This window comes from Neobacillus sp. BP17, from assembly GCF_059579525.1.
On sequence record NZ_CM184198.1, the window covers coordinates 1,682,449 to 1,708,304 of the forward strand.

At 37.2% G+C, this 25,856-nt stretch carries 27 protein-coding genes; 19 read left to right on the plus strand and 8 right to left on the minus strand.

The genetic code is table 11. The annotated features are described in order from the left end of the window. Positions 1-116 precede the first annotated feature (116 nt). Positions 117-671 carry a peptide deformylase gene (gene def, locus AC4QJR_RS08130; RefSeq protein ID WP_098572597.1) on the minus strand — a complete coding sequence of 185 codons (555 nt, stop codon included), beginning with the start codon at positions 669-671 and terminating at the stop codon, positions 117-119. A gap of 178 nt (positions 672-849) precedes the next feature. Between def and AC4QJR_RS08135 the strand changes: the two genes are divergently transcribed. The 5 genes from AC4QJR_RS08135 to lpdA all read left to right on the plus strand — a co-directional run bounded on the left by AC4QJR_RS08135 (position 850) and on the right by lpdA (position 6,935). Next, positions 850-1,512 (plus strand): YkyA family protein, encoded by a 663-nt coding sequence (locus tag AC4QJR_RS08135; RefSeq protein ID WP_375374741.1) that lies wholly within the window; start codon positions 850-852, stop codon positions 1,510-1,512. 498 nt (positions 1,513-2,010) lie between these two features. Then, on the plus strand, positions 2,011-3,126 hold the full coding sequence (gene pdhA / locus AC4QJR_RS08140) for a pyruvate dehydrogenase (acetyl-transferring) E1 component subunit alpha (protein WP_251456248.1): 1,116 nt from the start codon (positions 2,011-2,013) through the stop codon (positions 3,124-3,126). 3 nt (positions 3,127-3,129) lie between these two features. Continuing rightward, positions 3,130-4,107, plus strand: coding sequence for an alpha-ketoacid dehydrogenase subunit beta (locus AC4QJR_RS08145; protein WP_375374742.1), 978 nt, complete (start codon positions 3,130-3,132; stop codon positions 4,105-4,107). 79 nt (positions 4,108-4,186) lie between these two features. Continuing rightward, entirely contained in the window at positions 4,187-5,515 is a 1,329-nt protein-coding gene (locus AC4QJR_RS08150) for a dihydrolipoamide acetyltransferase family protein (protein ID WP_496525864.1), read from the plus strand. A gap of 4 nt (positions 5,516-5,519) precedes the next feature. Further along, positions 5,520-6,935: a dihydrolipoyl dehydrogenase gene (gene lpdA / locus AC4QJR_RS08155; RefSeq protein WP_375374744.1), complete on the plus strand. Its 1,416-nt coding sequence runs from the start codon at positions 5,520-5,522 to the stop codon at positions 6,933-6,935. Positions 6,936-7,396: 461 nt separating this feature from the next. Here lpdA and AC4QJR_RS08160 read toward each other — a convergent pair whose 3' ends face one another. After that, entirely contained in the window at positions 7,397-7,831 is a 435-nt protein-coding gene (locus tag AC4QJR_RS08160) for a DUF1885 family protein (RefSeq protein ID WP_375374745.1), read from the minus strand. A 168-nt stretch (positions 7,832-7,999) separates the two neighbouring features. Here AC4QJR_RS08160 and AC4QJR_RS08165 point away from each other — a divergent pair, with 168 nt between their 5' ends. Both AC4QJR_RS08165 and AC4QJR_RS08170 read left to right on the plus strand, forming a co-directional pair. Continuing rightward, entirely contained in the window at positions 8,000-8,299 is a 300-nt protein-coding gene (locus AC4QJR_RS08165) for a DUF3055 domain-containing protein (protein ID WP_496525865.1), read from the plus strand. A gap of 165 nt (positions 8,300-8,464) precedes the next feature. After that, a complete protein-coding gene (locus tag AC4QJR_RS08170) occupies positions 8,465-8,587 on the plus strand; it encodes a GapA-binding peptide SR1P (RefSeq protein WP_098572606.1) in 123 nt (40 codons plus the stop codon). A 51-nt stretch (positions 8,588-8,638) separates the two neighbouring features. On the opposite strand, the gene AC4QJR_RS08175 is transcribed toward AC4QJR_RS08170, so the two are convergent. Beyond that, a complete protein-coding gene (locus tag AC4QJR_RS08175) occupies positions 8,639-10,111 on the minus strand; it encodes an aminotransferase class I/II-fold pyridoxal phosphate-dependent enzyme (RefSeq protein ID WP_496525866.1) in 1,473 nt (490 codons plus the stop codon). Positions 10,112-10,312: 201 nt separating this feature from the next. On the opposite strand from AC4QJR_RS08175, the gene AC4QJR_RS08180 reads away from it, so the two are divergent. Both AC4QJR_RS08180 and AC4QJR_RS08185 read left to right on the plus strand, forming a co-directional pair. After that, complete coding sequence (locus AC4QJR_RS08180) at positions 10,313-11,272, plus strand: NAD(P)H-dependent flavin oxidoreductase (RefSeq protein WP_496525867.1); 960 nt, start codon at positions 10,313-10,315, stop codon at positions 11,270-11,272. Positions 11,273-11,314: 42 nt separating this feature from the next. Next, the gene (locus tag AC4QJR_RS08185; RefSeq protein WP_496525868.1) at positions 11,315-11,587 is read left to right on the plus strand and encodes a UPF0223 family protein; all 273 of its coding nucleotides are present in this window, start codon (positions 11,315-11,317) and stop codon (positions 11,585-11,587) included. A gap of 45 nt (positions 11,588-11,632) precedes the next feature. Here AC4QJR_RS08185 and AC4QJR_RS08190 read toward each other — a convergent pair whose 3' ends face one another. Further along, entirely contained in the window at positions 11,633-12,265 is a 633-nt protein-coding gene (locus AC4QJR_RS08190; protein WP_496525869.1) for a YktB family protein, read from the minus strand. Positions 12,266-12,442: 177 nt separating this feature from the next. Here AC4QJR_RS08190 and AC4QJR_RS08195 point away from each other — a divergent pair, with 177 nt between their 5' ends. After that, entirely contained in the window at positions 12,443-12,637 is a 195-nt protein-coding gene (locus AC4QJR_RS08195; protein WP_098572623.1) for a YkzI domain-containing protein, read from the plus strand. A 267-nt stretch (positions 12,638-12,904) separates the two neighbouring features. After that, positions 12,905-13,702 (plus strand): inositol monophosphatase family protein, encoded by a 798-nt coding sequence (locus AC4QJR_RS08200; RefSeq protein WP_496525870.1) that lies wholly within the window; start codon positions 12,905-12,907, stop codon positions 13,700-13,702. Positions 13,703-13,732: 30 nt separating this feature from the next. Here the strand turns inward: AC4QJR_RS08200 and AC4QJR_RS08205 are convergent, their stop codons facing one another. Continuing rightward, entirely contained in the window at positions 13,733-13,918 is a 186-nt protein-coding gene (locus AC4QJR_RS08205) for a YlaF family protein (protein ID WP_098572625.1), read from the minus strand. A 162-nt stretch (positions 13,919-14,080) separates the two neighbouring features. Here AC4QJR_RS08205 and typA point away from each other — a divergent pair, with 162 nt between their 5' ends. Genes typA through AC4QJR_RS08220 form a run of 3 tightly spaced genes read left to right on the plus strand, consistent with a single transcriptional unit; the run spans position 14,081 to position 16,550 of the window. After that, positions 14,081-15,919, plus strand: a complete 1,839-nt coding sequence (typA, locus tag AC4QJR_RS08210) for a translational GTPase TypA (protein WP_098572626.1) — start codon at positions 14,081-14,083, stop codon at positions 15,917-15,919. A 19-nt stretch (positions 15,920-15,938) separates the two neighbouring features. Then, on the plus strand, positions 15,939-16,244 hold the full coding sequence (locus tag AC4QJR_RS08215) for a YlaH-like family protein (RefSeq protein ID WP_098572627.1): 306 nt from the start codon (positions 15,939-15,941) through the stop codon (positions 16,242-16,244). Positions 16,245-16,259: 15 nt separating this feature from the next. Beyond that, positions 16,260-16,550 (plus strand): hypothetical protein, encoded by a 291-nt coding sequence (locus AC4QJR_RS08220; RefSeq protein ID WP_098572628.1) that lies wholly within the window; start codon positions 16,260-16,262, stop codon positions 16,548-16,550. Between the two features lie 81 nt (positions 16,551-16,631). Here the strand turns inward: AC4QJR_RS08220 and AC4QJR_RS08225 are convergent, their stop codons facing one another. Then, complete coding sequence (locus tag AC4QJR_RS08225) at positions 16,632-16,832, minus strand: YlaI family protein (protein ID WP_098572629.1); 201 nt, start codon at positions 16,830-16,832, stop codon at positions 16,632-16,634. 171 nt (positions 16,833-17,003) lie between these two features. Between AC4QJR_RS08225 and AC4QJR_RS08230 the strand changes: the two genes are divergently transcribed. Further along, on the plus strand, positions 17,004-17,459 hold the full coding sequence (locus AC4QJR_RS08230; RefSeq protein WP_251456227.1) for a pyridoxamine 5'-phosphate oxidase family protein: 456 nt from the start codon (positions 17,004-17,006) through the stop codon (positions 17,457-17,459). Between the two features lie 25 nt (positions 17,460-17,484). On the opposite strand, the gene AC4QJR_RS08235 is transcribed toward AC4QJR_RS08230, so the two are convergent. After that, positions 17,485-18,069 carry a YhcN/YlaJ family sporulation lipoprotein gene (locus AC4QJR_RS08235; RefSeq protein WP_098572631.1) on the minus strand — a complete coding sequence of 195 codons (585 nt, stop codon included), beginning with the start codon at positions 18,067-18,069 and terminating at the stop codon, positions 17,485-17,487. A gap of 203 nt (positions 18,070-18,272) precedes the next feature. On the opposite strand from AC4QJR_RS08235, the gene AC4QJR_RS08240 reads away from it, so the two are divergent. Beyond that, the gene (locus AC4QJR_RS08240) at positions 18,273-19,601 is read left to right on the plus strand and encodes a PhoH family protein (protein ID WP_098572738.1); all 1,329 of its coding nucleotides are present in this window, start codon (positions 18,273-18,275) and stop codon (positions 19,599-19,601) included. 40 nt (positions 19,602-19,641) lie between these two features. Here AC4QJR_RS08240 and AC4QJR_RS08245 read toward each other — a convergent pair whose 3' ends face one another. After that, complete coding sequence (locus AC4QJR_RS08245; RefSeq protein WP_098572632.1) at positions 19,642-20,139, minus strand: hypothetical protein; 498 nt, start codon at positions 20,137-20,139, stop codon at positions 19,642-19,644. Between the two features lie 221 nt (positions 20,140-20,360). Between AC4QJR_RS08245 and AC4QJR_RS08250 the strand changes: the two genes are divergently transcribed. The 3 genes from AC4QJR_RS08250 to pyc all read left to right on the plus strand — a co-directional run bounded on the left by AC4QJR_RS08250 (position 20,361) and on the right by pyc (position 25,552). Then, on the plus strand, positions 20,361-20,642 hold the full coding sequence (locus AC4QJR_RS08250) for an Fpa/YlaN family protein (protein ID WP_251456731.1): 282 nt from the start codon (positions 20,361-20,363) through the stop codon (positions 20,640-20,642). A 193-nt stretch (positions 20,643-20,835) separates the two neighbouring features. Beyond that, positions 20,836-22,041 carry an FtsW/RodA/SpoVE family cell cycle protein gene (locus AC4QJR_RS08255; protein ID WP_496525871.1) on the plus strand — a complete coding sequence of 402 codons (1,206 nt, stop codon included), beginning with the start codon at positions 20,836-20,838 and terminating at the stop codon, positions 22,039-22,041. Positions 22,042-22,108: 67 nt separating this feature from the next. Next, complete coding sequence (gene pyc, locus AC4QJR_RS08260; RefSeq protein WP_496525872.1) at positions 22,109-25,552, plus strand: pyruvate carboxylase; 3,444 nt, start codon at positions 22,109-22,111, stop codon at positions 25,550-25,552. The last annotated feature ends 304 nt before the right edge of the window (positions 25,553-25,856 follow it).

The following is a 25,856-nucleotide window of genomic DNA, read 5'->3' on the forward strand; positions in this document are numbered from 1 at the left end:
ATGCTGATTCAATCATGGTTAAACATGGAATTAGATTGACAATATAAAATCCAGCTAAAAAAGAACCGACCCTTGGGCCAGTTCTTTTATGTTTTTACAACTTCAAATATGGCGATTTACCGCTCGATTGCAATGGCACCTTCGATCGGTCTTAATGGATCTTCATGATTAATATAATCATAAAACATAATCCCATTTAAATGATCAATTTCGTGTTGAAAACAAATAGCAGGAAGTCCTTTTAAACGAAGTTTCACTTCTTCACCGTTTAGAGTTGTTCCCTTTACCGTGATTCTTGCATATCTCGGGACGTAGCCAGGAATCGCTCTATCAACGGACAGGCAGCCTTCGCCTGAGTTCAAATAGGATTTTTCAACAGAATGGCTAATAATTTTTGGGTTAAATAGCGCATAACTATAAAGAGTCCCTGTCTCATCCATTAAATGGACAGCAATCATTCGTTTTAAGACATTGATTTGTGGGGCGGCTAAACCGATTCCAGGGCGCAGGCCGTATTGTATAGACATTTCAGGATTTTGGCTATTAATGACATATTCTAATAAGCTGCTTAGTATTTGTTTATCCTCTTCAGAAGGCGGCATGGATACTTCTGCTGCCACTTTTCTAAGGGAAGGATGGCCATCTCGTATGATATCACCCATCGTTATCATGAAACACTCACTCCTGTACTCTAACTGAATTATTGATAATAATTAGTCTATCAGACAATTAATAAAAAGTTAACAATTGATTAAAGCCCACCTGATGAATCCTTTTCACAAACTTGTTATTGTCAAACAAACCAAGTGCCGATATAGTAGAATATGGAATAAGCAGGAGGTTTAAAACATGTCATTTATAAAAAATTCTGGTTTTATTTTTTTTATATTGGTTTTGGCAGTGATTTTTGCAGGATGTACAAAAGAAAAAACACCTGAAGAAAAAATGTATACCGTGTTAGAAAAAGTCGTAACGGCAGAAAAGGTATTCGAGGAACAACAGAATCCGCTTTTTGAACTTGAAAAAAAGGAAAAAGCGATTTATGACCAAATTATTGAACTCGGCATGAAAGAATATGATCAAATCGTTAAGCTTTCAGATGAAGCCCTTTTATTAGTAGATCAAAGAAAAGAACTTATGGATAAGGAAACAAACAGTATCAAGCTCTCAGAAAAGGAATTTTCAAAAGCTAAAAAAATAAAGGATAAATTTGAAGATCCAAGCCTTACGAAATTAGCTAATGAAATGTATGAGACGATGATGAAAAGATATGAAGCGCATGAAGAGTTATACACTGAATATAATGAAGCCCTTAAAAATGATAAAGCATTATACGAAATGTTTAAAAATAAAAACCTCCCACTTGATGATCTTGAAGCCCAAGTAAATAAACTCAATGAAACATATAAAAGGATTTCTAATGCAAATGAAAAATTTAATATGCTGACAGAACAATACAATGACAAAAAGTTGTCATTTTATAAGCAGGCCGGACTTAATTCAAGTAACTAAATAGTATTTAATATAAAAAAATCGGCATACCATGCCGATTTTTTTATATTATAACAACTTCGAAAAAAGAATATATATATATAACAGATTTTGAAATCTAATGATACAGAAGGAATAATAAACAATTAATTAGCAACATGTTAGTGTTGAAAAATATTAATATATACTATTTGACGTGTAAAAACTAATGAGGTAAACTTGTAAAAGAGTTCATTAATTGTATCAATGATGTTACATAAAATAGTGGTACAGAATAAAATAATTGTGAGGTAAAAGAAAATTTGTTTTATCTTATCTTTTCTGTGAAAAACTATTTATTAGTATGTGAAGAACTAAGATAACCAAAATTCTATGTAATATCACGGGTTTATCCAATACAAAGTATAAAATGGATAGGACTTATTATCTGCTTTTATTCTTTAGGTTTTGGGTAATCTAACTTAGTGGATAATATTTTCAAAAATTTAGCTCCTGAATTGAAAGGAAGAGGTGACCTAAATGGTTTCTAAAACTCAAAACGCTAAGCTTGATGCGAAGAAAACACTAGAAGTTGTTGAAGAACAATTTCAAACACTTCAAATTCTAAATGAATCTGGTGAAGTCGTTAACGAAGCGGCGATGCCAGACTTAAGCGATGAACAACTACAAGAATTAATGCGTCGCATGGTCTATACACGAATTCTTGACCAGCGTTCTATTTCTTTAAATCGTCAAGGAAGATTAGGTTTCTATGCTCCAACTGCAGGGCAAGAAGCTTCTCAATTAGCTTCACAGTTTGCATTAGAAAAGGAAGATTTTATTTTACCTGGATATCGTGATGTTCCTCAAATTGTTTGGCATGGCTTACCGTTATCTCAAGCATTTTTATGGTCAAGAGGACATTTCCAAGGTATGCAAATTCCGGACGGAGTAAATGTTCTTCATCCTCAAATAATCATTGGTGCCCAATATGTACAAACTGCCGGTGTTGCTCTTGGTTTTAAAAAGCGTGGAACAAAGGCAGTAGCCATTACTTATACCGGTGATGGAGGTACATCACAAGGGGATTTCTATGAAGGAATGAACTTTGCAGGTGCCTATAAAGCTCCAGCTATCTTCATTGCTCAAAATAACCGATTCGCGATTTCAACTCCTGTTGAAAAGCAATCTGCTGCCAAAACTCTTGCTCAAAAAGCTGTTGCAGCTGGAATTCCAGGAATTCAAGTTGATGGTATGGATCCACTTGCTGTTTATGCTGCTGTCCGTGAAGCACGCGAGAGAGCAATTAATGGTGAAGGTCCAACATTCATTGAAACTTTAACATATAGATATGGTCCACATACTATGGCTGGTGATGATCCAACTCGTTATCGTACAGCAGATCTTGACAATGAATGGGAAAAGAAAGATCCATTAGTTCGTTTCCGTAAATTCCTTGAGAACAAAGGTCTTTGGTCAGAAGAAAAAGAAAATGAAGTAATCGAACAAGCGAAAGAAGACATTAAAGAAGCAATTAAATTAGCTGATGCTGCACCTAAACAAAAGGTTACCGACTTAATGTCTATTATGTATGAAGAAATGCCTCAAAACTTAAAAGAACAATATGAAATATATAAAGAAAAGGAGTCGAAGTAAGCCATGGCTCAAATGACAATGATTCAAGCAATTACAGATGCATTACGTTCGGAATTACGCAACGATCCCAATGTTTTAGTATTCGGTGAAGACGTTGGTGTAAACGGTGGTGTATTCCGTGCAACCGAAGGGTTGCAACAGGAATTTGGCGAAGATCGTGTATTTGACACTCCACTCGCTGAATCAGGAATCGGCGGCTTAGCAGTAGGTCTAAGTTTACAAGGATTCCGCCCAGTTCCCGAAATTCAATTCTTTGGATTCGTATTTGAGGTAATGGATTCCATTGCTGGTCAGTTAGCCCGCCAACGTTTTCGTTCAGGTGGAAAGACTAGTGCGCCAGTAACGTTTCGTTCGCCATTTGGTGGAGGGGTACATACTCCTGATATGCACGCTGACAGTTTAGAAGGACTTATGGCTCAGACACCAGGAGTAAAGGTTGTTATTCCGTCAACTCCGTATGATGCTAAGGGGCTGCTCATTTCATCTATCCGTGACAATGATACAGTTGTTTTCCTTGAGCATATGAAGTTATACCGTTCTTTCCGTCAAGAAGTTCCTGAAGAGTCATATACAATTCCACTAGGAAAAGCTGAAGTTAAACGTGAAGGTACAGACGTTACAATTGTTACCTATGGTGCAATGGTACATGAGTCATTGAAAGCTGCAGAAGAGTTAGAAAAAGAAGGTTTTTCTGCGGAAGTAATTGACTTACGGACTGTAAGCCCGATTGATATTGAGACAATTATTGCATCCGTTGAAAAAACAGGCCGTGCGATTGTTGTTCAAGAAGCACAAAAACAAGCTGGTATTGCAGCAAATGTTGTTGCTGAAATAAATGATCGTGCAATTTTAAGTTTGGAAGCACCAGTTTTACGTGTGGCTGCTCCAGATACAGTTTTTCCATTCCCGCAAGCAGAAGCTGTTTGGCTTCCGAATTATAAAGATGTAATTGCAACAGCTAAAAAAGTTTTAACCTTTTAATTAACTTATTTAATCGTACACTAATATTTCTATAGTTATGTTGCTCAAAAAAACATGTAATTTAGGAGGATGAATCCTAGTGTCATTTCAATTTAAAATGCCTGACATCGGTGAAGGTATACATGAAGGCGAAATTGTTAAATGGTTCGTAAAACCAGGTGACAAAGTTCAAGAAGATGATGTACTTTGTGAGATTCAAAATGATAAAGCTGTAGTAGAAATCCCTTCCCCTGTTGAAGGAACAGTAGTTGATGTATTAGTTGGCGAAGGAACTGTCGCTACAGTTGGACAAGTTTTAGTAACCTTTGATGCTCCTGGTTACGAAAACCTTCAATTTAAAGGCGATGAACATGCTGATGAACCGAAACAAGAAGAGAAGCCAGCGGCAGCAGCTCCTGCGCCAGAGGTTAAACAAGATGCAGCACCACAACCAGCAGCAGTAGCAGTGGCACCGCAAGTTGAAGTAGATCCAAATCGTCGAATTGTAGCAATGCCGTCTGTTCGTAAATACGCTCGTGAAAAAGGAATAAATATCCAGTTGGTTCCAGGTACAGGAAATCTTGGACGAATTTTAAAGACTGATATCGATGCCTTTGTCAGCGGTGGAGCTGCACCTTCAGCACAAGCTGTTACTAATGCAGCTGCAGTAACGGAACCATCTGGAGTGGAAGCACCAAAAGCAGCCGCTGCTATTCCACAAGGTGAATACCCAGAAACACGCGAGAAGATGAGTGGTATTCGGAAGGCAATTGCTAAGGCCATGGTTAACTCTAAGCACACTGCACCACACGTAACACTTATGGATGAAGTGGATGTAACTAAACTTGTTTCACACCGTAAGAAGTTTAAAGAGGTAGCTGCAGCCAAAGGCATTAAGCTTACATTCTTACCATACATCGTTAAAGCATTAACAAGTGCATTACGTGAATTCCCTGCATTAAACACATCACTAGATGATGCAACAAGTGAAATTATTCATAAGCATTATTATAATATTGGAATTGCAGCTGACACAGAAAAAGGCTTACTTGTACCAGTTGTAAAAGATGCAGACCGTAAGTCAGTTTTCACAATTTCTAACGAAATCAATGAATTAGCTGGAAAAGCACGTGACGGAAAACTTGCTCCTAATGAAATGAAAGGTGCTTCATGTACGATTTCCAACATTGGTTCAGCGGGCGGTCAATGGTTTACTCCAGTAATTAATCACCCTGAAGTTGCCATCTTGGGTGTTGGCCGTATTGCAGAAAAACCAATCGTTAAAAATGGTGAAATTGTTGCGGCACCAGTATTAGCTTTATCTTTAAGCTTTGACCACCGCATGATCGATAGAGCAACAGCACAAAATGCATTAAATCATATTAAACGTTTGTTGAACGATCCAGAACTATTGTTAATGGAGGCGTAATATAATGGTCGTTGGAGATTTCCCAATTGAAACAGATACTATAGTCATCGGAGCTGGTCCAGGAGGATATGTTGCAGCTATTCGTGCAGCACAGCTTGGACAAAAGGTGACAATTGTTGAAAAAGAATATGTAGGCGGCGTTTGTTTAAATGTCGGTTGTATTCCATCGAAAGCGTTAATTTCGGCAGGACACCGTTACGAAACAGCCATGCATTCGGATACTTTTGGAATTACCGCAGAAAATGTAAAAGTGGATTTTACAAAAGTTCAAGAATTTAAGGCAGGCATCGTTAAAAAGTTAACAGGTGGTGTCGAAGGTTTATTAAAAGGTAATAAAGTAAACATTGCTCGTGGTGAGGCCTATTTTGTTGATGCCAATACATTACGTGTTATCAATGAAGATTCAGCACAGACTTATACCTTTAAAAATGCAATTATTGCAACTGGTTCTCGTCCTATCGAGCTCCCAGCCTTTAAATATTCAAAACGTGTTCTAAATTCTACAGGTGCACTTAACTTAAATGAAATCCCTGAAAAAATCGTTGTTATCGGCGGTGGAGTAATCGGAATTGAACTAGGTGGTGCTTATGCAAACTTTGGCAGCCAGGTTACCATTTTAGAAGGTGCGGAAGAAATACTCGGTCTTGGCGTTTTTGACAAGCAAATGGCTGCTCTTGTAAAGAAAAGCATGAAGAAAAAAGGTGCAGAATTCTTTACAAAAGCATTTGCTAAGGGCGTTGAAGAAACTGAAAACGGCGTTGTTGTAACGTTCGAAACAAAAGGCGAAGAAAAGAAAATCGAAGCAGATTATGTGTTTGTAATGGTCGGAAGACGCCCTAACACTGATGAAATGGGATTAGAACAAGTGGGTGTTAAGTTATCTGACCGTGGTTTGATTGAAATTGACAAACAATGTCGCACGAACCTTAGCAATATCTATGCTATTGGTGATGTTGTTGCTGGTCCTCAATTGGCACATAAAGCATCATATGAAGCGAAAATTGCTGCTGAGGCGATTGCTGGTCACACCTCTGAAATTGATTATTTAGGTATTCCTGCAGTTGTCTTCTCTGAACCTGAACTTGCTTCAGTTGGTTACACAGAAGCCCAAGCAAAAGAAGAAGGAATTACTGTAAACGCGGCTAAGTTCCCATTTGCTGCTAATGGTCGTGCGTTATCATTAGACAGTGGTGATGGATTCTTGAAACTAATTACTCGGAAAGAAGATGGACTTGTAATTGGGGCACAGATTGCTGGAACAAGCGCATCAGATATGATTGCAGAATTAGGCCTAGCGATTGAAGCAGGAATGACTGCAGAAGATCTTGCTATGACCATCCATGCACATCCAACACTTGGAGAAATCACAATGGAAGCGGCAGAAGTTGCATTAGGAAGCCCAATCCATATTATGAAATAATTTAGAAACAAAAAAGTCCTTTTCGCTAAATAGCGGAAAGGACTTTTTCTATTTAGGATGATTTGATTTATGTACTGAGGCGTAAAAATATCCCTGGTATCATAAAAACAAAATATATCTCTCGTTTTTAGAACATATACTTAAAAGAAACAGCATTCTAATATCAATTTTGAATGTATTAAGAGTGGTGATAAATATGAGGGTCTATATTGTCGTGATACTACAATTTATCATTTGGAGCGGTTATACATTTATTGAATGGTTGTCAAAGCATGACCAGCTTATATATAAAGTCATCATGTTTTTTGTGTTTTTTTATCTAGCCTTTTTAATTGGAAATCATGTAACCAAATCAGCGCGTAAAACTCTTTTTATCACTACCTTAAGCCTCGTTATATACACTTCGATTCACTATACCATGGAAATGTTTACGCACTAAAAAAGCCCCTCAAGGAGCTTTTTTATTTTCGTGGATAATAATACATGATCCGTTCATTGAATAGATGGAGTTCCCCTTGCAGTTTTTTCGCAAGGTATTTACAAAATTCATTGGCTTTTCCTTTATCACCGTAAGTAGATTGATCAGGTAAAGTGACTTGTATGTATGTTTGTTCAAATTCCTGACCGTCTTCATTACGAATCGTTTCCTGATCAATTCCAACTAAAATGGCATAGTAGCGTTCATCATTTGAGTGTAAATAGAACCATTTTCCTTTGGCCTCTGTTGTTTCTTTCATTTCATATGGGAAGGCTGACTCTCCGTATTCCCATCCTATTTGGTTTCCTGTTTTTGTTGTATTTTTTTTATACTCGTGAAATAAATCTTTTACTTCCTCAATTGTTACATTTTGTTTAGCAGATGAAGGCACTAGCTTAATGTATGCGTTAACAGCCATCATCATTCCCCCCCACTAGTCAGTTAATATTAACCATCTCTATTCTAGCACTGAATAAAATCTTATGACAACTGCCGCATGAAATAATTGTACAAGTTTCTTGTTTCTTGTTAAAATTTGAATTATAATAATATTCTAAATATTAAATTCTGAAAGAAGGAGGAACTTATGGGAATTTTTGAGAAGCTCTATGATGAGCATGAAAATTCAAAAGTGAGATTTATTGGATTTACCACGGAAAGTACTCGTTATGATTTTGGAATTATTTATACCAAAATGTTTTTTGGGAAGCCTTTGGTTGTTTGCATGCAAACAGGCCGATCCACTCTCCTTGACCCCAAAGATATTGAAGATATTGATTACCTTCAAACTATATTCCGTATACCAGACCAACAGCAGGCCGAAGATTTAGCTGACTTCTTCAGAGAAACACTCCCATCCATCCCATTTATCACCCAATATGAGTAATAATTCAAAAAAGAAGGCCTGTTTAGGCCTTTTTTTTATGAGTATTTTTTAAATGTGATATACAATTTAGGCTTGAAATTTATAATGTGATATATTATTATTTGTTTAAGGATATATAAATACTTCGCTTTAATGACATTCATTAATGAAAAGGGGATTGAGCAAATGGGTACTTTAGTATGCCAAACATGTAATTCTACTATTGATCATTTTGAAGATGAAAAAGTAACGGTGCTTTATTCTAAGTGCAATTGTTGCGAGGCTCATCATACAGAGGAAGATAAATAATAGCTAATAAAAATAAAACAGGATTCCTAAATGGAATCCTGTATTTTTGTTCTATTTTATTGCTTTATACTCTTTAATCACAAGAAGTGATTTGAGCTCATCATCCTCCGGTCCTTGTACAGGAAGGCCAGCTTCGAGGTTTTTCCGGATGTAATGGAGGTTTTCCTTTGTAATAATTTCACCAGGGATAAAAATTGGGATACCTGGTGGATAAACCATAACAAATTCTGCAATAATTCTTCCTTCTGATTCTTCAAAAGGAATAACTTCTGTTTCCGCATAAAATGCATCTCTAGGTGTTAATGCAAGCACTGGGATTTCAGGTAGTAGAACTTCTACAGGCTCAATTCTATCGGTACTGTGCTGGCATATGTCCGCTAATTCCTTGAGAGCATTTACTAGTAAGTCAGCTTCAGTTTCTGTGTCTCCAAGTGTGATAATACAAAGAATATTATATAAATCGGAAAGTTCCACTTCAATATTATGTTTTTCTCTTAGCCATTTTTCTACATCATAACCAGTTAATCCTAATTCTTTTACAGAAATAATTAATTTAGTTGGATCATAATCAAAGGTAGCTTTTGATCCTAAGATTTCTTCACCAATACAATGTAGATTTTCGATTTCATTAACTCTTTTTCGAATCGATTGTGCTAATTTAATGGTATTATCAATTAATTCCCTTCCCTTAGTAGCTAATTGCTTACGTGCAACATCGAGTGAAGCAAGCAATAAATACGAGGTAGAGGTGGTAGTAAGCATACTTAATATGGATTGGACATGTTTGGCAGAAACGAGGCCTTCTTTTACATTTAGAATCGAACTTTGAGTCATTGAACCACCTAGTTTATGAACGCTGGTAGCTGCCATATCTGCACCTGCCTGCATTGCAGAGAGTGGAAGTTCTTCATGAAAATGAATATGCACCCCATGGGCTTCATCAACTAAGACAGGGATATCATAAGAGTGTGCAATTTCAACAATCTTTTTCAAATCTCCGGAAATACCAAAATAAGTTGGGTTGATAACTAATACTGCTTTCGCATCTGGATGCTGTTTAAGAGCTCTTGCCACGGCATCGGGAGTGATTCCATGAGATATACCTAGTTCCTTATCAATTTCGGGCTGGATAAACACTGGAATAGCACCTGAGAAAACAATGGCAGACATGATAGATTTATGAACATTTCTAGGTACGATAATTTTATCATCTGGACCACAAACAGCCATAATCATCGCAATTATCGCTCCGCTTGTGCCTTGTACAGAAAAGAATGTTCTATCTGCACCAAAGGCTTCGGCTGCTAAATCTTGCGCTTGTTTGATAATCCCTTTTGGCTGATGTAAATCGTCTAGCGGACCAATATTTATTAAGTCGATAGACAGGGCGTTATCCCCGATAAAGTTACGAAATTCAGGGTCAATCCCAGCGCCTTTTTTATGACCAGGAATATGAAACTGAATTGGATTCTTCTTTGCATGTTCTAATAAACCGCTAAATAACGGTGTTTGATTTTGAGACAATTTATAAACACACCTCTTTGTAAAAAATACTCTAATTATGTCGAATTTCAATAATAAACAAAGGAATTATAGCATTATTCCCATTCATTGCAAAGAAATTTATGTTATTCCTTATCCAGTTTTTGATAGTTTCCCTTTAACACAGGAAAATTACCCTAAAGTAACGAAATAACAAGTAGAAAGTTTTTAGGAGGGTTTCAATTGGAATGGAAAACACGAGTGACTCAATTATTAAACATACGTTATCCGATAATTCAAGGGGGATTAGCCTATTTAGCCTATTCTGAATTAGCGGCAGCTGTTTCAAACGCAGGTGGTCTAGGGCAGATCACAGCTATGTCATTAGCTGAACCTGAACAACTTCGAGCAGAAATACGTAAAGTAAGACAACTAACAAACAATCCTTTTGGGGTGAACTTTGCGATTGGACAGCATGGAAGACCATTTGCCGATTTTCTACAAGTGGCTATTGATGAAAAGGTTCCGGTTGTTTCAATGACAGGAGGAAATCCTGCTCCCATATTTGAGCAATTAAATGGTACACAGATAAAAACACTTGTCCTTGTTGCGGCCAGAAGACAGGCAGTTAAGGCAGAGGAACTTGGTGCAGATGCTGTTATGGTTGTGGGGCAGGAAGGTGGGGGCCACCTTGGCCGAGATGATGTAGGTACAATGGTACTGGTGCCTCAAGTGGTAGATGCTGTTTCTATACCTGTTATTGCTTCAGGGGGAATAGGTGATGGACGTGGACTAATGGCTGCCCTTAGTTTAGGTGCAGAGGGTATTGAAATGGGTACAAGATTCATTGCAACAAAAGAATGTGTTCATGCCAATGAACTATATAAGAATACCTTAGTGGAAGGCAATGAATCTGGCACAGTGGTGATTAAAAGGACTATCGGTGCTCCGGCTAGAGCATTAGCTAATAGTTGGACAGAAAAAATTCTAGAAATTGAAAAAAACAATGGGGGATATGATGATTTAAAAGATTACATTAGTGGAACTGCAAACCAACGCTATATTTATGATGGTCTACCTGATAATGGTTTTGCATGGGCAGGGCAAGTGATGGGTTTAATAAAAGATGTCCCTACAGTTGAAGAATTATTTCATCGAATGATACATGATGCTGAACAAATTCGTGCAAAATGGGGAAAATAAGTATATGATTCTGTTTAGTTGATTTAGTAAGAAGGTGAAATTATGGAATACCAATATCCTATTGACCATCAATGGAGTACAGAAGAAATTGTGGATGTAATTGCATTTTTTGAAACAATTGAAAAGGCATATGAACAGGGAATTGACCGCGATGTCGTATTGAAGGCATATCGCCGCTTTAAAGAAATCGTTCCCAGCAAAGCCGAAGAAAAGACAATTTGTAATGAATTTGAAGAAATGAGTGGCTATTCTTCTTATCGAACTATAAAAAAAGTAAAAGATGCAGCCTCCGGGGATAGAATTAAAATGAAATAGGATAAACACGATCCTGCACCTCTTGTGCAGGATCTGATTTTTTTCTTACTTTCTATTTTGTGAAATTCGATATAAAGTGGCAACTTTCTCAAAAACACCCTCAATTTGCTGAATTAATTGATCAGAACCTAATTGAATGACTTTTTCTCTTTCAATTGTATAACCACATAATAATTCTGCTTTTTTTACGTTATGCAGGCGGTCAAAAAGCGAACGAAGTTCTTCCTTTGATAAATGACTGTGGGAAATGGTTTCTGGCTTTGTATGATCCACTGACCAAACATAGTCCTTTGGTGTATCTTTGTAAATTTTTGCTATTTTTTTTGAAAATCTTTCAGCAATTAATTCTTTTTGAGGTGCTTCATAAATAACAGCAAACCATATAAACAAATGGGTATTCCACATGCCGATTTGAAAATGGGGGAGCATCTTATAACCACGAGGATTATTTGAGAATGCAACCCAAGTATCTTTAGGCGGATTAATGGTCCTTCTAGCATGTTTTGCCACATGAACAAACATTTCATCATCCGTATGTGAAGAAATGAAAGGGGCGAAATAATTTCCTAATTCTTCCAATTTAGGTCTGACCGTTTCCTTCAAAGCCTCCATCCTTGCCTCTAAACCATCTATTAAAAAAACATCAAAATCTTCTTTTGTAAATCCTGTAAAACCCATATATAAACCTCCAAATAAACATTTGTTTCTAATTGTAGCATAACAATCAGAGAGACCTATAGTTTGATGCTTTCTAGGTTAGAGCACATATTTGTTGCAACATATCTCCCTGACTCATATTATACAGTAAAAAAATAATCTGAAAAATGAATCAAATCCAGGAAGGGGAGGAGAAACGTGAAACAATTGATGAATACCTCACTAAAAAAAGCAAGCGAAAAGGAAAGGACTGCAGTATTAAGATTGGAAATGGATTATGAATTAGCTACATTATTCGAAGCGATTGAAGAAAAGAATGAGAAAAAAATGAAAGAATGCAAACAAAAATTAGAAAAAATCCGCCAAGAATTATTACGATTAAAAGCACTTTGATAAATTTATGATGTTTTTTATCCAAGGAGAAATAAAGCAGGATGGAGAGAAATAGAATATACTCTGAACTTATCAAAACGAACTCCAGCAAAAATGAAGGGGGTTCGTTTATTATTGTCCTTTTTGATGTGGTACGTGTACCTCTTAAAAGTTGATGTGTTCTAACAATTTGATTAAGCTAAAGGTACATTATTTAATTTATCATGCATCATACTACATACATTGAAATCTAGACAGGAATTTATTTAGATGTGTTGGAGGAGTGTTATGAACTGGGATCAAATTTATTCTCATGCAAAGGAATGGGTTAATGACGCTGGAGCTAGAATTAGATTATCTTTTGATGAAACATTGAATATTCAAACGAAGTCAAATGCTAATGATTTGGTTACAAATATGGATAAAGAAATTGAGCAATTTTTTATTAGTAAAATCAGAGCGGTATATCCCGATCATAAAATATTGGGAGAAGAAGGGTTTGGAGACACACTTGAAAGTCTTGATGGTGTGGTTTGGATGATTGATCCAATCGATGGAACGATGAATTTTATACACCAACAAAGAAATTTTGCTATTTCTCTTGGGATATATGAGAATGGGATTGGTAAAATTGGACTCATTTACGATGTGGTCCATGATGAACTGTATCATGCCAAAAAGGGAAATGGAGCCTATTTAAATGAAAAGACTCTGGTACCACTCAAGGATACACTGGTTAAGGAATCCATCATTGCACTAAATGCAACATGGGTAATGGAAAATCACCGTATTGATCATAATTTAATGATACCTCTAGTGAAAGATTCACGGGGAACAAGGTCATATGGTTCAGCAGCCCTTGAAATGGTGTTTGTTGCGACAGGAAGGGTTGACGCATACCTCTCGATGCGCTTATCGCCTTGGGATGTTGCTGCAGGAGCAGTAATTATTGAAGAACTAGGCGGGGTGGTTACAAATCTAAGGGGAGAAAAACTTAATTTTCTTGCACAGGATTCATTATTTACTGCAAATCATGGATTGCACCAATCAATCTTGAAGGACTACTTAAAAGGGGGTAGATGGTAAAAAGAAGAAGCCGATGCAGGCTTCTTCTTTTTATAATTCTCCATTTTCACGCATTTTTCTTTTGGTTTTAAAGCCCATCCCCATAATTACGATAATTGCAATGATACAGCCAAGTGCACCGATTATGCTTTTTTCGCTAATTGCAATGCCAATCCCCATTATACTCGCGGCTGCAAGGATGGCATAAACGAGTAATGACCACTTCACGTTTTTCATTTTTTGATACCCCTTTTTTAGTTCAAAAATTGAGTGCTTTAGTATAATTTTAATTCTACAATAAAATGGTTAGGGGTTTCCACTTTAATTGTGGTATAATGTTTTAGTTGTGAATGGGAAACTACAAATAGACTTATTTTTAGAATATAGGAGTGGAATTTTTTGAATATAAGAAATGATATACGTAATATTGCGATCATTGCCCACGTTGACCACGGGAAAACAACATTGGTAGACCAATTGTTGAAACAATCTGGAACATTTCGTTCTAACGAGCATGTTGAAGAACGTGCTATGGATTCGAATGACTTAGAAAGAGAGCGTGGAATCACCATCCTCGCGAAGAACACGGCGATTCAATACAAAGATACTCGTATCAATATTTTGGATACTCCAGGACACGCTGACTTTGGCGGAGAAGTGGAACGGATTATGAAAATGGTTGATGGGGTATTGCTAGTAGTTGATGCCTATGAAGGCTGTATGCCACAAACTCGTTTTGTTCTTAAAAAGGCATTAGAGCAGAATTTAACTCCAATTGTTGTTGTTAATAAAATTGACCGTGACTTTGCAAGACCTGCAGAAGTAATCGATGAAGTTATCGATTTATTTATTGAACTTGAAGCAAATGAGGATCAACTTGAATTCCCAGTTATTTACGCTTCAGCGATTAATGGTACAGCAAGTACTAACCCTGAGAAGCAAGATGAAAATATGCAATCCTTGTATGATGCAATTGTTGAATATATACCTGCTCCAGTTGATAATCGTGAAGAACCATTACAATTTCAAGTTGCACTTCTTGATTACAACGATTATGTTGGCAGAATCGGGATCGGCCGTGTTTTCCGCGGTACGATGAAGGTGGGTCAACAAGTTGCCTTAATGAAATTAGATGGTTCAGTGAAACAATTCCGTGTGACCAAGATTTTCGGTTTCTTTGGATTAAAGCGTCAAGAGATCCAAGAAGCAGTAGCGGGAGATTTAATTGCAGTATCAGGTATGGAAGATATCAACGTTGGTGAAACAGTTTGCCCGGTTGAACATCAAGAAGCACTGCCAATCCTAAGAATAGATGAACCAACATTACAAATGACATTTGTTGTTAACAACAGTCCATTTGCAGGTAGAGAAGGAAAGTATTTAACTGCAAGGAAAATTGAAGAAAGATTACGTGCTCAATTGCAAACAGATGTAAGTTTACGAGTGGATAACACAGATTCACCTGATGCATGGATCGTTTCTGGCCGTGGTGAACTTCATTTATCAATCTTAATTGAAAACATGCGTCGTGAAGGCTATGAACTTCAAGTTTCTAAACCGGAAGTTATTGTTAAAGAAATTGATGGTGTACGTTGTGAACCAGTGGAAAGAGTCCAAATCGATGTACCTGAAGAGCATACTGGTTCTGTAATGGAATCAATTGGTGCCCGCAAAGGCGAAATGCTGGATATGATCAATAATGGTACCGGCCAAGTTCGTTTAATCTTTAATGTGCCAGCACGTGGATTAATTGGTTACACTACTGAATTCTTAACTATGACTCGTGGTTATGGAATTATTAATCATACCTTTGATAGCTACCAGCCGATGTTACCAGGCCAAGTTGGTGGACGACACCAAGGTGTGCTTGTCTCAATGGAATCTGGAAAAGCTTCGACATATGGTATCATGCAAGTGGAAGACCGTGGAACTATTTTTGTTGAACCAGGTACTGAAATTTACGAGGGGATGATCGTGGGTGAAAATACTCGTGAAAATGACATCACCGTTAATATTACTAAAATGAAACAAGCAACAAATGTGCGTTCAGCTAACAAAGATCAAACATCAGTGATTAAAAAGCCGCGCATTATGACCTTAGAAGAGTCATTAGAATATTTAAATGATGACGAATATTGTGAGGTTACACCGGAATCAATTCGTCTTCGTAAGAAAATTCTTGATAAAAATGAACGTGAAAGAGCTGCTAAAAAGAAAAAATATGCTGAACAGAGTTAAGTAAAAGGAGTGCAAGAAGATGGAAGGATTCTCTCCTAGCCTTAGATTTTTCATTGAACTAACAGATGTAAAAACCGCTGTGTGGTTACAGTATGTATATATTGTTATTTTAGCGGCCATTGTCTATAAGTTAGGCTTTGCAAAAAAATTGCCTCTTTTGAAAAACATTGTTATTTATATTTGTCTCTTGATTGGATGCTTTGTGATGCTGATTTTTTCTTATGCGTTGCCAATCGCTGAAGGACTCGCAGGTGCGGCCGTGTTATTGATTATCTATAAAATACGCTTACATCAGACGAAAAAGCATCAGGCAGAAGCGAAATAACGGGGGTTTTGGTAAATGAAATCCGTACAGGATACACTATATAATTGGCTTACAATTAAGGTTGTATGCGACGCACGGCCTGATGATACAGCAGCTCGAGATACATTACACCTTTTTGAGGAAATGCTGGCGGATCTTAACCTCTCGAACATTGAGGTAACAACAGATGTAGTCATGTATTATGTTTCCTATCAACAAGGAGAAGAAACGAAAAATACTCGCTTTCCGCGGGAATTAATTGAAGTCATGCTGCAGCAGATTAATCATGAACCAGAAAAATATGAGAACTACCCTATCGAAGAATAAAAAAAAACCATCAAGTCATTCCAGTTGGAATTGACCTGATGGTTTTTTTTTACTCACCTCATAGGGTCTGGATTTTTCGTTTTACCAATCGTCTTCCTCAGTTTTATTACGAAATAATCGAAAATTTCCTGTTTCAAATCTGGCATTCGTTTTTTCCGTTATTCTTGAATTGCACTCTTTACACATATATGTATGGATGGGACGATTGCGAAGTCGTTTAGCAACAAACGATTCATCCTCGATTGCTTCAATTTTATCGCAAATTACACATTTAACTCTCATAAGACACCTCTTTAACTATTTCTAATAACCGATGTTTCCTCTAGTATATCATGGCAGAATGTTTGTAAGTAATCAATGGGTTAAATTTGATGAAAGAATGGGATAGTAGTAATATGAGAATATCTGTTTCTTTAAACAGAGCAAAGGACTAATTTAAGGGGATGTAGAAAAATGGCAAATCAAGTAGAACCAGTGCTAATTAAGCCTTTATATGATGAACTGCAAAAAGAGCGGTTCGTGACATTGGCAACAGTTGATTATGAAACAGGGGGTCCTAATGTCAGCTCAATTTCCTGGGTGCTTGCAAAGGATGAAAGTACCATCTATTTTGCAGTTGATAATCGCTCTAGGATCATCGAAAATATTCATAAAAACAATCAAGTGGTTATTAATTTGATTGCGAACGAATCTACATATGCTATTCACGGGAACGCTCAGGTAAAAGAGGAAAGACTGCAGGATGTTCCACTAAAACTTGCTCTAATCCAGGTGGACATTACTGCTGTAAGGGATGTAATGTTTTATGGTTCAAAAATAGTCACAGAGGTTCAATATGATAAAACCTATGATAAAAATGCTGCCCAAAAGTTAGACAATCAAGTAATGGATGCAATAAGAAAAGCTTAGGAATTACCCTAAGCTTTTTGCTTTTCTATTTGTAGTGGTTAGATTGGTCTTCTTGTTCTTTTTCCAGCTTCTTTTGATCGTTAGAATTTAGCTTCTTATCTGGCTTTTCAGGGGCATTTTTAGGGCTTGGGGTAAGTATATCTCCAGGGATCTCGGGCATTAATCGACCCGCTACATCGGCAAGTTCTTCCATAATCCCTTGGATTGGCCTTCCCTTATTAATATCCTCTTGAATCTCTCGCAAACGCTGTGTTGTATCCGCATCGGCTACGACTACTGATTTGGCACCATACGGATCCTTTTTTAAACTTTCAGCCACGGAATACTTAATAGACCCTACTTGTGAACGATCAATTTTTGCGTTTACATCAATTCCGACAATTGCATATCTTCCTAAAACGACAGCAGTTGCATCTTTAACATTTGGAATACTTGTTGCAAGTTTTACCAATCGTTTCGAGATTTCTTGCCCTGTTTTTCGATCAACATTTTCAATATAACTGTTTTTTACTTTAACGGATGAATCATTTACATTGTTTGAGAGCTCCTTCTTTGTACTGCAGCCCGCTAGGATGAGCAATAATGCAGTTATGATTAAGGTTTTCTTCATTTTTATTCCACCTCCGCAAGCTTTATAAATAATTGAGATAAAGTCAAAATCATTTATCTGAATTGAATGTCTCACTAACATTTATTGTGCGGAAATCCTTCTATCTTTATTCCAATAAACATATATTTTACCAAAGTCCAATCTAGCAGAAGGGTTGTTTGCAAGATGCAATCCAAACAACAAGTAAAGCAGGAGGCGTTGCTTTGAGTAAGATATACGTGTTAGATACGAATGTCTTGTTGCAAGACCCGTATTCACTCTTCTCCTTTGAAGATAATGAGGTTGTAATTCCTGCAGTGGTTCTTGAAGAAGTGGACTCAAAGAAAAGGTACATGGATGAAGTAGGGAGAAATGCAAGACAAGTATCAAGGTTAATTGATGGTTTTAGAGCTTCAGGAAAACTCCATGAAAAAATTCCTCTTGAAAACGGAGGGACCATCCGAATTGAGTTGAATCATCGTACCTTTCATGAACTTCAGGATATATTTGTAGAAAAAACAAATGATAATCGAATTTTGGCTGTGGCGAAAAATTTATTTTTAGAAGAACAAACCAAAGAAAATGGAAAGCCGGTTATTCTAGTAAGTAAGGATGCTCTTGTCAGGGTCAAAGCAGATGCAATTGGTTTAGATGCCGAAGATTTTTTGAATGATCGAGTGGTTGAAATTGATCATATCTACACAGGCTTTTTTGAAGTGTTGATTCCCATCGAATTATTGGGTCGTTTTTATGAAAAAGGTGAACTGAATCTCTCGGAGATAGCAAATCACCCATTTTATCCGAATCAATTTTTAGTAATGAAAGATGCATTGGGCAGTTCTGCCTCTGCCATAGGAATGGTAGATAAAACCAGTAAGAAAGTAAAAAAATTAGCTTTAAATCAAGAGCATGTTTGGGGCATCCATTCTAGGAATGTTCAGCAGACAATGGCAATTGAATTGTTATTACGAAAAGATATTCACTTAGTTACATTAACTGGGAAAGCAGGAACAGGGAAGACGCTGTTAGCACTTGCTTCTGGTTTAATGCAAACGGAAGATTTCCGGGAATATAAAAAACTTTTAGTGGCAAGGCCGATAGTACCGGTAGGGAAGGACTTAGGTTTTTTACCGGGAGAGAAACAGGAGAAGCTTCGACCATGGATGCAGCCCATTTTTGATAATCTAGAATTTCTATTCAACACCAAAAAGCCTGGTGAACTTGATGCGATTTTAGCAGGACTCGGATCAATTGAGGTGGAGGCATTAACGTATATTCGTGGCAGAAGTTTACCGAAGCAATTCATCATAATAGATGAAGCGCAAAATTTAACGAAGCATGAGGTGAAAACGATTCTTACGCGTGTTGGAGAAGGTAGTAAAATTGTGTTAATGGGAGACCCTGAACAGATTGATCATCCTTATCTAGATGCATATAACAACGGCTTAACGTATGTTGTAGAAAAATTTAAGGATCAGTCTATTTCAGGACATGTTAAATTAATGAAAGGGGAAAGGTCGGGATTAGCTCTTTTAGCTGCAGACTTACTCTAAATTATATAAAAAAATAAAACGGGCGCCAAAGGCACCCGTCTTATTTTATGGTAAAGCTCTTTACGTTTTTAATCGGACTTGTAAGATTTGAGCCATCGCCAAAATAGACATGGATTGGACCGTCTCCTGTAAGTGGCTTTCCATTATTGGAAAATCCTAAGATAAAATCATTGGCCTTTTCTAGAGGGTATTCATATTCACTGTCAATACAATGTATAACAAATGTATTTGCATCACTAGAAGGTTCTGAATTTTGTAGAAAGGGTTTTAATGGTATACCAAAGGTCCCAGTCAAAACCTTTTCTTTTTCAAATTTCTTTTCAGTTTTCAATGTGGGCGGGTAAATCGCACCCTCGATAATTTCACGGTCCCAATGTTTGGATACTGCTTTCGTATACTCTTCCAATGATTCAGTATTCTCTAGTTTTGTTGTAAAATAGGTGGTTAAATCAACTCGTCGGTCGTCAAAAATCCACACACCTGGATCAAGTGTAATTGTATACTTCACGTTTCCTGAAATGATAATGATATTTTCCATAGTTTATTCCCCCTAAACCTTTGCATAATTAGTATAACTTCTTTTTGGCAAAATGTCATAATAGTAAAATCAGGTCCGCGATAAGATAAATCATATTTGAAGAACAAAAGTCCCAACTTGCTACTTTATTTAATCGACTTCATTGTTCTTGCAATTTTCCGTTGTAAACGGTAAAATTTATAGATAAGTTGAATTATCGCTCTGAAATGGGGGGATTTATGTTGGCCTCTGAAATGATCGTGAATCACCAAGAAAAAGCATTTGCCTTATTACAGGCTGACGCAGAAAAAATATTAAGGCTAATCAAAGTGCAAATGGACAATCTCACAATGCCCCAATGTCCTCTTTATGAAGAGGTGCTGGATACGCAAATGTTTGGCCTATCAAGAGAGATAGATTTTGCTGTTCGATTAGGTTTAATAGATAGTAAAGATGGTAAAGCAATCCTTGATACATTAGAGAAAGAGTTATCAATGCTTCATGATGCTTCATTAAGGAAATAGTTGCATAGGAACTCAAACAATTACTGTTCATTGTTTGGGTTTTTTTGTTAATTATGAGCAGGTGATTTCATATATTATTGGGCCTACTCCAATATTAATTTGTTGTAACAAATTAACCTTTCCTCAAGAAATAATGTATATTTTCTATTATAATAGAGTGATATAAATCAATATTGAAAATGAGGACCAATAAATGCTAAAAAAAATATTGAAATCATATGATTATACGTTAATTATTGCTACTATCCTTTTGTGTACTTTTGGACTTGTTATGATATACAGTGCCAGTATGGCTTCCGCAGTTCAAAGGTATGGTTATCCACCTGATTACTTTTATCAAAAACAAAAAGTATGGTTGATGATTTTTACTGTAATCTTCCTTTTCACTGCAATTCTTCCATATAAGATCATGATGTTCAAAAAAGTTCTGGTATTAATTGTGCTAGCTTCTCTTTTATCTTTGTTAGGTTTATTTGTATTTGGGGTAGAAAAAAATAATGCGCAAAGCTGGTACTCAATTGGGAGTTTCTTATTCCAGCCATCGGAGTTTGTTAAGTTGGCAGCTATCATTTATTTGGCAGCCGTCTATGCGAAAAAGCAAGCCTATATCAATCAATTTAACAAAGGGGTTCTCCCACCTTTAGTTTATCTTTTTATTATATGTGCACTTATTATCATTCAACCTGACTTTGGTACTGCTGCGATTATTATGGCCATCGCAAGTACGATGATTTTGTGTTCTGGGCTGAGTTTTAAAAGTATCGGCAAATTACTTATTATTGTAATGATCGTTCTTTTGCCGCTTGTTTTGGTCTCCTGGGGGAAGTTTTTTTCTGACGAACAACAAAGTCGTTTTGCCGTATTAAACAATCCGTTTGCTGATAAGTACGTAAATAATGAAGGATTTCACTTAGCTAACTCCTACATTGCAATTGGTTCGGGCGGGATTAATGGATTAGGCCTAGGGAAGAGTATTCAAAAACTTGGCTATCTTCCAGAATCACATACAGATTTCATCATGGCGGTAATTGCCGAAGAATTAGGGATTTGGGGTGTGGGATTCGTTATTATTCTCCTCTTTTATATTGTATTGAGAGGAATATATGTCGGATTACAATGTAAAGACCCTTTTGGGAGTCTCCTTGCTTTTGGTATCTCCAGCATGATTGGTATCCAGACGTTTATCAATCTAGCTGGTGTATCTGGGTTAATTCCTCTTACTGGTGTGCCACTGCCATTTATAAGCTATGGGGGTTCCTCTCTCTTAATGCTTGCAGCGGCAACAGGAATACTTGTTAATGTTGCAATGTTCAATAAATATGAAAAGAAATATAAAAATAACCAGGAACAAATGGATAATCGAGTTAAACAAAACGATGGTAAGGTTTTTTATATTTAGTCAAAACGCGAAGAACATTTAAGCTCTTCGCGTTTTTAAAAATACATAGAATAGAGGGTGCTTTTTTGTGACTAGACAAATTAATAAAGTATTGGTCGCCAACCGAGGAGAAATTGCCATAAGGGTTTTTCGTGCTTGTACAGAACTGAATATTCGAACTGTTGCAATTTATTCTAAAGAAGATTCTGGAGCCTACCATCGTTACAAAGCTGATGAGGCTTATCTCGTAGGGGAAGGGAAAAAACCGATTGATGCCTATTTAGACATAGACGGCATTATTGCAATCGCCAAAAAAAGCGGTGCGAATGCCATTCATCCAGGCTATGGTTTTTTGTCTGAAAATATTCATTTTGCTAAGCGTTGTGAAGAAGAAGGAATTATTTTTATTGGACCTCAAATAACACAACTAGATATGTTTGGGGATAAGGTTAAAGCAAGGCATCAAGCTGAGCTTGCTGGAATACCAGTCATTCCAGGAAGCCCAGGTCCGGTAAGAGATGTAACTGAGGTAGAAGATTTTGTGGAAAAACACAAGCTGCCAATTATCATTAAGGCTTCTCTTGGCGGGGGCGGCCGCGGGATGAGAATTGTGAAACACCTAGATGAAATCCGTGAAGCATTTGAAAGGGCTAAGTCAGAAGCAAAGGCTGCTTTTGGTAATGACGAAGTATATCTGGAAAAATTAATTGAAAATCCAAAGCATATAGAAGTTCAAATTATTGGTGATAAGCATGGGAATATAGTTCACCTTTTTGACCGCGATTGTTCCGTCCAAAGGCGGCATCAAAAGGTTGTAGAGGTTGCTCCAAGCGTATCCATATCTGATGAATTACGAAAAAGAATATGCGAAGCTGCCGTACAATTGATGAAAAATATAAATTACTTGAATGCAGGTACAGTAGAATTTCTTGTTTCAGGAAATGATTTTTATTTTATTGAAGTAAATCCAAGGGTTCAAGTAGAACACACAGTCACAGAAATGGTAACGGGTATCGATATCGTTCAAACGCAAATATTGATTGCCGAGGGACATGAAATACATGGTCCGATAGTTGGTATACCTTTACAAGAAGAAATACAAATTAACGGATTTGCAATTCAGTCAAGGGTAACAACGGAAGACCCGCTAAATAATTTTATGCCCGATACAGGAAAAATTATGGCATATCGTTCAGGTGGAGGTTTTGGAGTACGTTTGGATGCAGGAAATGGCTTTCAAGGTGCTGTCATTACACCGTATTATGACTCGTTATTAGTAAAACTATCAACTTGGGCGCTGACCTTTGAACAAGCAGCCTCAAAAATGGTTCGTAATTTGCAGGAATTCAGGATTAGAGGAATTAAAACGAATATACCGTTTTTAGAAAATGTCGTGAAGCATGAAAAGTTTAGGAACGGCGAATATGATACCTCATTTATAGATATGACTCCGGAATTGTTTATTTTCCCGTTTCGTAAAGACCGTGGGACAAAAATGTTATCCTACATTGGTACAGTCACTGTAAATGGTTTCCCGGGAATTGAGAAGAAGAAAAGACCAGTTTTTTCGAAGCCAAGAATTCCTCATTTACCTTATGATTTGCCTTATCAAGAGGGCACTAAGCAAATCCTTGATAAGTACGGTGCAGAGGGCCTTGTTGAGTGGGTTAAGAATCAAAAAGAAGTCTTATTAACGGATACGACCTTTCGTGATGCACATCAGTCACTTTTAGCTACCCGTATGCGTACAAATGATATTCTTCATATCGCTGAGCCTTCTGCAAAACTTTTGCCCGATTTATTTTCTTTTGAAATGTGGGGAGGCGCAACTTTTGATGTGGCATACCGCTTCTTAAAAGAAGATCCATGGGACCGATTAATTTCACTTCGTAAGAAAATTCCTAATGTTTTATTCCAAATGTTGATACGTGGAGCGAACGCGGTAGGATACAAAAACTATCCTGATAATCTGATCCGTGAATTTGTGGATCAATCTGCTTCGGGCGGAATTGATGTTTTTCGAATTTTCGATAGTTTAAATTGGGTAAAGGGAATGGAAGTTGCGATTGATGCGGTTCGTCAAACTGGTAAAATTGCTGAAGCATCCATTTGTTATACAGGGGACATTTTAGATCAGGCAAGGACGAAATACAATCTTCAATATTATAAACACTTGGCTAAAGAATTGGAACTTCAAGGGGCTCATATACTAGGAATTAAGGATATGGCTGGATTATTAAAGCCTGAGGCAGCGTACATTCTTATTTCAGAGCTAAAAGAAACAATTGATATTCCTATCCATCTTCATACACATGATACCAGCGGAAATGGTCTTTTTACGTATGCTCGAGCAATAGAGGGAGGAGTCGATATTGTTGACACGGCATTAGGAACAATGGCGGGCCTAACATCGCAGCCTAGTGCTAATTCATTATTTTATGCTCTTGAAGGGACATCAAGGCAACCGAAAGTAAACATCAATGCATTAGAAAAATTGTCATATTATTGGGAAGATGTCCGCAAATATTATCAAGATTTTGAAAGTGGTATGGTTTCGCCTCATACTGAAATATATCAACATGAGATGCCAGGAGGTCAATATAGTAACCTCCAACAACAAGCCAGAGCGGTTAGCCTAGGTGACCGTTGGGATGAAATAAAGGAAATGTATTCACGTGTAAATCATATGTTTGGGGATATTGTTAAAGTGACGCCTTCATCAAAAGTTGTTGGTGATATGGCATTATTTATGGTTCAAAATGATTTAACTGAGGAAGATGTACTAATAAAGGGAGATACGCTGGATTTTCCGGACTCAGTTGTTGAACTATTTGAAGGATCGCTTGGTCAGCCATATGGTGGTTTTCCAGAAGACTTACAACAAGTAATCTTAAAAGGAAAAAAACCATTGGAAGTTCGCCCAGGTGAATTGCTTAATTCAGTGGATTTAAAGAAAATTAAAGAAAAATTGTTTAAAGAACTAGGCAGACAAGTAACGGATTTTGAGGTTATTTCTTATGCTTTATATCCTAAGGTATTTATGGATTACATGAAAATAGATGAGCAGTACGGCGATATCTCAGTACTTGATACCCCAACATTCCTTTATGGAATGCGACTGGGTGAGGAAATTGAAGTGGAAATTGAAACAGGGAAAACACTGATTGTTAAACTTGTCTCTATCGGTCATCCACAAGCAGATGGTACGAGGGTAGTTTACTTTGAATTAAATGGTCAGCCGCGTGAAGTCTCCATAAAGGATGAAAGTATTAAATCTACGGTAGTTTCTAGGTTAAAGGCTGATCCGAAAAATGAAAATCAACTAGCTGCGACAATGCCAGGAACCGTGGTAAAGGTGATCGTCGAAAAAGGTGAAAAAGTAGAGCGCGGTGATCATTTAATGATTACCGAAGCGATGAAAATGGAAACAACCGTTCAAGCACCGTTTTCAGGAATTGTTAAGGATATTTATGTTTCAAGCGGTGATGCAATACTAACGGGAGACCTTTTAATTGACTTAACGAAAAACTAGGCTGTTTTAAATGTTAATGTGATTTTTTGCACTCTGTTGATTGGAATGGAAGGCACGAAGACTCCTGCGGGAGTACGGGGCAGGGGAGACCCCGCAGGAGCAAAGCGACGAGGAGAAAGAAATGCGGAAGCGCCTTGTTCAGCCCCGAAAAGCGCTGGAGGGCCTGACGTTGAAGTCGTTCTTTGACTTCAGCGGCAGGACCGAAGTGACCTCGAGGGGCTAGGCGCTGTAGCTAGACAGGCTCCCCGGCACGCCCGCGGAAAGCGAAGTGCCTGGAAAGAAAATCAACAGACAAGTTTAAGGC

What these genes read in the sequence shown, in the direction of transcription:
- def (WP_098572597.1), bottom strand. Translation starts at nt 671, where the DNA reads ATGATAACGATGGGTGATATCATACGAGATGGCCATCCTTCCCTTAGA.
- AC4QJR_RS08135 (WP_375374741.1), top strand. Translation starts at nt 850, where the DNA reads ATGTCATTTATAAAAAATTCTGGTTTTATTTTTTTTATATTGGTTTTG.
- pdhA (WP_251456248.1), top strand. Translation starts at nt 2,011, where the DNA reads ATGGTTTCTAAAACTCAAAACGCTAAGCTTGATGCGAAGAAAACACTA.
- AC4QJR_RS08145 (WP_375374742.1), top strand. Translation starts at nt 3,130, where the DNA reads ATGGCTCAAATGACAATGATTCAAGCAATTACAGATGCATTACGTTCG.
- lpdA (WP_375374744.1), top strand. Translation starts at nt 5,520, where the DNA reads ATGGTCGTTGGAGATTTCCCAATTGAAACAGATACTATAGTCATCGGA.
- AC4QJR_RS08160 (WP_375374745.1), bottom strand. Translation starts at nt 7,831, where the DNA reads ATGGCTGTTAACGCATACATTAAGCTAGTGCCTTCATCTGCTAAACAA.
- AC4QJR_RS08165 (WP_496525865.1), top strand. Translation starts at nt 8,000, where the DNA reads ATGGGAATTTTTGAGAAGCTCTATGATGAGCATGAAAATTCAAAAGTG.
- AC4QJR_RS08170 (WP_098572606.1), top strand. Translation starts at nt 8,465, where the DNA reads ATGGGTACTTTAGTATGCCAAACATGTAATTCTACTATTGATCATTTT.
- AC4QJR_RS08185 (WP_496525868.1), top strand. Translation starts at nt 11,315, where the DNA reads ATGGAATACCAATATCCTATTGACCATCAATGGAGTACAGAAGAAATT.
- AC4QJR_RS08190 (WP_496525869.1), bottom strand. Translation starts at nt 12,265, where the DNA reads ATGGGTTTTACAGGATTTACAAAAGAAGATTTTGATGTTTTTTTAATA.
- AC4QJR_RS08200 (WP_496525870.1), top strand. Translation starts at nt 12,905, where the DNA reads ATGAACTGGGATCAAATTTATTCTCATGCAAAGGAATGGGTTAATGAC.
- AC4QJR_RS08205 (WP_098572625.1), bottom strand. Translation starts at nt 13,918, where the DNA reads ATGAAAAACGTGAAGTGGTCATTACTCGTTTATGCCATCCTTGCAGCC.
- AC4QJR_RS08215 (WP_098572627.1), top strand. Translation starts at nt 15,939, where the DNA reads ATGGAAGGATTCTCTCCTAGCCTTAGATTTTTCATTGAACTAACAGAT.
- AC4QJR_RS08220 (WP_098572628.1), top strand. Translation starts at nt 16,260, where the DNA reads ATGAAATCCGTACAGGATACACTATATAATTGGCTTACAATTAAGGTT.
- AC4QJR_RS08225 (WP_098572629.1), bottom strand. Translation starts at nt 16,832, where the DNA reads ATGAGAGTTAAATGTGTAATTTGCGATAAAATTGAAGCAATCGAGGAT.
- AC4QJR_RS08230 (WP_251456227.1), top strand. Translation starts at nt 17,004, where the DNA reads ATGGCAAATCAAGTAGAACCAGTGCTAATTAAGCCTTTATATGATGAA.
- AC4QJR_RS08235 (WP_098572631.1), bottom strand. Translation starts at nt 18,069, where the DNA reads ATGAAGAAAACCTTAATCATAACTGCATTATTGCTCATCCTAGCGGGC.
- AC4QJR_RS08245 (WP_098572632.1), bottom strand. Translation starts at nt 20,139, where the DNA reads ATGGAAAATATCATTATCATTTCAGGAAACGTGAAGTATACAATTACA.
- AC4QJR_RS08255 (WP_496525871.1), top strand. Translation starts at nt 20,836, where the DNA reads ATGCTAAAAAAAATATTGAAATCATATGATTATACGTTAATTATTGCT.